Origin of the sequence: Dietzia sp. DQ12-76 (assembly GCF_014145045.1) — a bacterium.
Classification (GTDB): domain Bacteria; phylum Actinomycetota; class Actinomycetes; order Mycobacteriales; family Mycobacteriaceae; genus Dietzia.
This window is the reverse complement of the sequence record NZ_JAALDV010000082.1, coordinates 1-2,659: the sequence shown is the minus strand read 5'-3', so window position 1 is coordinate 2,659 and position 2,659 is coordinate 1. Positions and strand designations below refer to the sequence as shown.

The following is a 2,659-nucleotide window of genomic DNA, read 5'->3' as shown; positions in this document are numbered from 1 at the left end:
TCAGGCGGGGCGCAGCGTGCTCGGCGCGGGGAAGGGCACCACGATCTCGCGGCCGACCTCCTCGATCGCATCGGTGAGCGCGGTCGACAGGACGATCCGGTCCTCGTACAGGTGGGCGATCCGAACCACGGTCTGGGCTCCGTCCTCGCCGAACAGGAAACGCTCCATGAGGAACCGCAGGCCGATCCCCTCGAGGACCTCCTCCGCCCGGTGCCAGTGCTCGACCGGGTCGAGCGGGCGGCCGAGGCGGTCGATCGGCACGAGCAGCGGCGCCGCGGCTGTCATGTCGATCCAGCCGATCAGCTCGCCGTCCTCACGGCGGTGCGGGATCCACTGCTCGGGAATCACATAGACCTCCGCTCCGGCCATTCCGGCGGCTCACCTGCCTCCGATTCTGGTCGTGCCCATTGCGGCGCGGGGGCCTTTCCGGCGCAGCAGGGACGACCAAATCTAAGCCGCCCCGGGGATCGGGCCCGGCCCGGGTCAGAACCTCCTGAAGCTGTGGCCGAGGAGCCGCTTGCCACCCTCGGCGAGCTTGCCGGCCCGGGCCGCGGTGGGCAGCAGCGACAGGGAGTTGAGCCGCGACGTCACGTGCAGTCGCGCGGCACGCTCGGCCTTCTTCCAGCCCCGGGCGGCGAACGCGTCCGCCTCGGCGGCGAAGAAGCGGGCCTCCTCGTCGAAGCGGCGGCCGTCGAGCGCACGCACCGAGGAGTCGGACGCCGAGTGCCGGCGGTAGAGGAATGCCAGCGTCGGGTCGTAGACCATGTGGCCGCCGGCGGTGATCACGTCGACCAGCAGCGCCAGGTCCTGCACCACGTCGAGCCCCTCGCGGAACCCGATGCGGCGAATCCACTCGGAACTCCACGCCAGTGACGGGAAGTAGGTCCAGTTGCCGTGCATCAGCGAGGTCATCAGCTTCTCGCCGTGCAGGACCGTGCGCCCGTCTGTCCTGGGCTGGGTGAACGACTTGACGGTGTCCGACAGTGGCCGGACCGGCGCACCGTGTTCGTCGATCACGCTGACGCCCACCTCCATCACCGCGGCGTCGGGAACGGCCGCGAACCCGTCGGCCACCACCTGCAGATAGTTGGGCAGCATGATGTCGTCGGCGCCCATCACCACGACGACCGGCGCGGTGACCATCTCCAGGCACTTGCGGTAGTTGCCGTTGGCACCGAGGTTGGTCTCGTTCTTCTCGTACGTCACCCGCTCGTCGCGTGCGGTGATCTCCCCCATGTAGCGGGCGGGCTCCGGGTCCGGGTAGCCGTCGTCCACCACGACCAGTCGGAAGTCCGAATAGCTCTGGGAGAGAACGCTGTCCACAGCCTTCTTGAAGTGGCCGACGTCCCCGTAGTAGGGGAGCATCACATCGATGGCCATCGGGGAACCGCCGTCCTTCTCGTCACCGGGTTGTCCGTCCGATCGCATAGTATCGACCGGCGATGAGCAGTGACAGTGAGCGACTCCCAGAGCACGGTGACACGGCCGGCGGCGACCCCGCAGACGACCCCACGGGCAACCGCGACGTCTGGCTGATCGTGCCATGCTTCAACGAGGGCACCGTCATCGAGGACGTGCTCAGCAGTGCGCGAGAGACGTTCCCCAACATCGTGGCGGTCGACGACGGGTCGTCCGACGAGTCCGCCGCCGCGATCCACCGGGCGGGGGCGCACCTCGTCCGCCACCCGGTCAATCTCGGGCAGGGCGCTGCCATCCAGACAGGTGTCGAGTACGCCCGCACCCAACCCGGCGCCCGCTACTTCGTCACCTTCGACGCCGACGGCCAGCACCAGGTCAAGGACGTCCTCGCGATGGTGGAGAGGGTCCGAGCCGAACCGGTCGACATCGTGGTGGGTACCCGCTTCGGCCGCCCGCGACGCGAGGGCGATCAGGTCCCGCTGATCAAGCGGATCGTCCTGAGGACCGTCGTCATGCTGAGCCCGCGCACCCGCCGGCTCGGCCTGACGGACGCCCACAACGGGCTCCGGGTGTTCAACGAGCGGGTCGCGAACGACCTCAACCTGCGGATGAACGGCATGAGCCACGCCAGCGAGTTCGTGGAACTGATGGACAACCGTGGGTGGCGCGTCGCGGAGCAGCCCGTCGACATCCTCTACACCGAGTACTCCATGTCGAAGGGGCAGTCGCTGCTCAACGGGATCAACATCCTCTCCGACGGGTTCGTGGGAAAGAGGTTGCCGCGATGATCAAGGCACTACTGCTGCTCGCCGGCGCCGCGCTGGTGGCGTTCTTCCTCGCCAACCGGCGCAAAGCCCGGGCGAAGGCCGGGGTCAAGATCGGCTTCGTGCTGTTCGTGGTGTTCATGGTCTATGCGGTGCTGCGCCCGGACGACCTCACCGTGGTGGCCAATGCCCTGGGCGTCCAGCGGGGCACGGACCTGGTGCTGTACGCGCTGGTCATGGGCTTCGCATTCGTCACCGTCTCCACCTACGTGCGATTCCGCGAACAGGAACTGCGATACGCCCGACTGGCCCGGTCGATCGCGCTGCAGAACGCGGTGCGGCCGGAGGACCGGCCAGACGCGACCGCGGTGATGCCCGTCGCGGACGACGACGACCGCCTACGACGGTGACCGGCCGGTCCGCTGGTCGCGCGGATACCGGCGGCGCGGAGTCCGGTGACGCGGGTACCGGCGGCG

General features: G+C 68.7%; 4 protein-coding genes. 2 read left to right on the top strand and 2 right to left on the bottom strand.

All coding sequences use genetic code 11. The annotated features are described in order from the left end of the window. Both G6019_RS04010 and G6019_RS04005 read right to left on the bottom strand, forming a co-directional pair. Complete coding sequence (locus G6019_RS04010) at positions 1-369, bottom strand: hypothetical protein (protein WP_194305436.1); 369 nt, start codon at positions 367-369, stop codon at positions 1-3. Positions 370-483: 114 nt separating this feature from the next. Further along, positions 484-1,380 carry a glycosyltransferase family 2 protein gene (locus tag G6019_RS04005; RefSeq protein WP_107757959.1) on the bottom strand — a complete coding sequence of 299 codons (897 nt, stop codon included), beginning with the start codon at positions 1,378-1,380 and terminating at the stop codon, positions 484-486. Between the two features lie 62 nt (positions 1,381-1,442). On the opposite strand from G6019_RS04005, the gene G6019_RS04000 reads away from it, so the two are divergent. Both G6019_RS04000 and G6019_RS03995 read left to right on the top strand, forming a co-directional pair. Further along, positions 1,443-2,207, top strand: a complete 765-nt coding sequence (locus G6019_RS04000; protein WP_241725867.1) for a glycosyltransferase family 2 protein — start codon at positions 1,443-1,445, stop codon at positions 2,205-2,207. Further along, positions 2,204-2,593 (top strand): DUF2304 domain-containing protein, encoded by a 390-nt coding sequence (locus tag G6019_RS03995; RefSeq protein WP_107755653.1) that lies wholly within the window; start codon positions 2,204-2,206, stop codon positions 2,591-2,593. Before G6019_RS04000 ends, G6019_RS03995 begins: the two co-directional genes overlap by 4 nt. The last annotated feature ends 66 nt before the right edge of the window (positions 2,594-2,659 follow it).

Bases quoted from the DNA above. Each gene is read 5' to 3' on its own strand.
- G6019_RS04010 (WP_194305436.1), bottom strand. From the start codon at position 369: ATGGCCGGAGCGGAGGTCTATGTGATTCCCGAGCAGTGGATCCCGCAC.
- G6019_RS04005 (WP_107757959.1), bottom strand. From the start codon at position 1,380: ATGGCCATCGATGTGATGCTCCCCTACTACGGGGACGTCGGCCACTTC.
- G6019_RS04000 (WP_241725867.1), top strand. From the start codon at position 1,443: ATGAGCAGTGACAGTGAGCGACTCCCAGAGCACGGTGACACGGCCGGC.
- G6019_RS03995 (WP_107755653.1), top strand. From the start codon at position 2,204: ATGATCAAGGCACTACTGCTGCTCGCCGGCGCCGCGCTGGTGGCGTTC.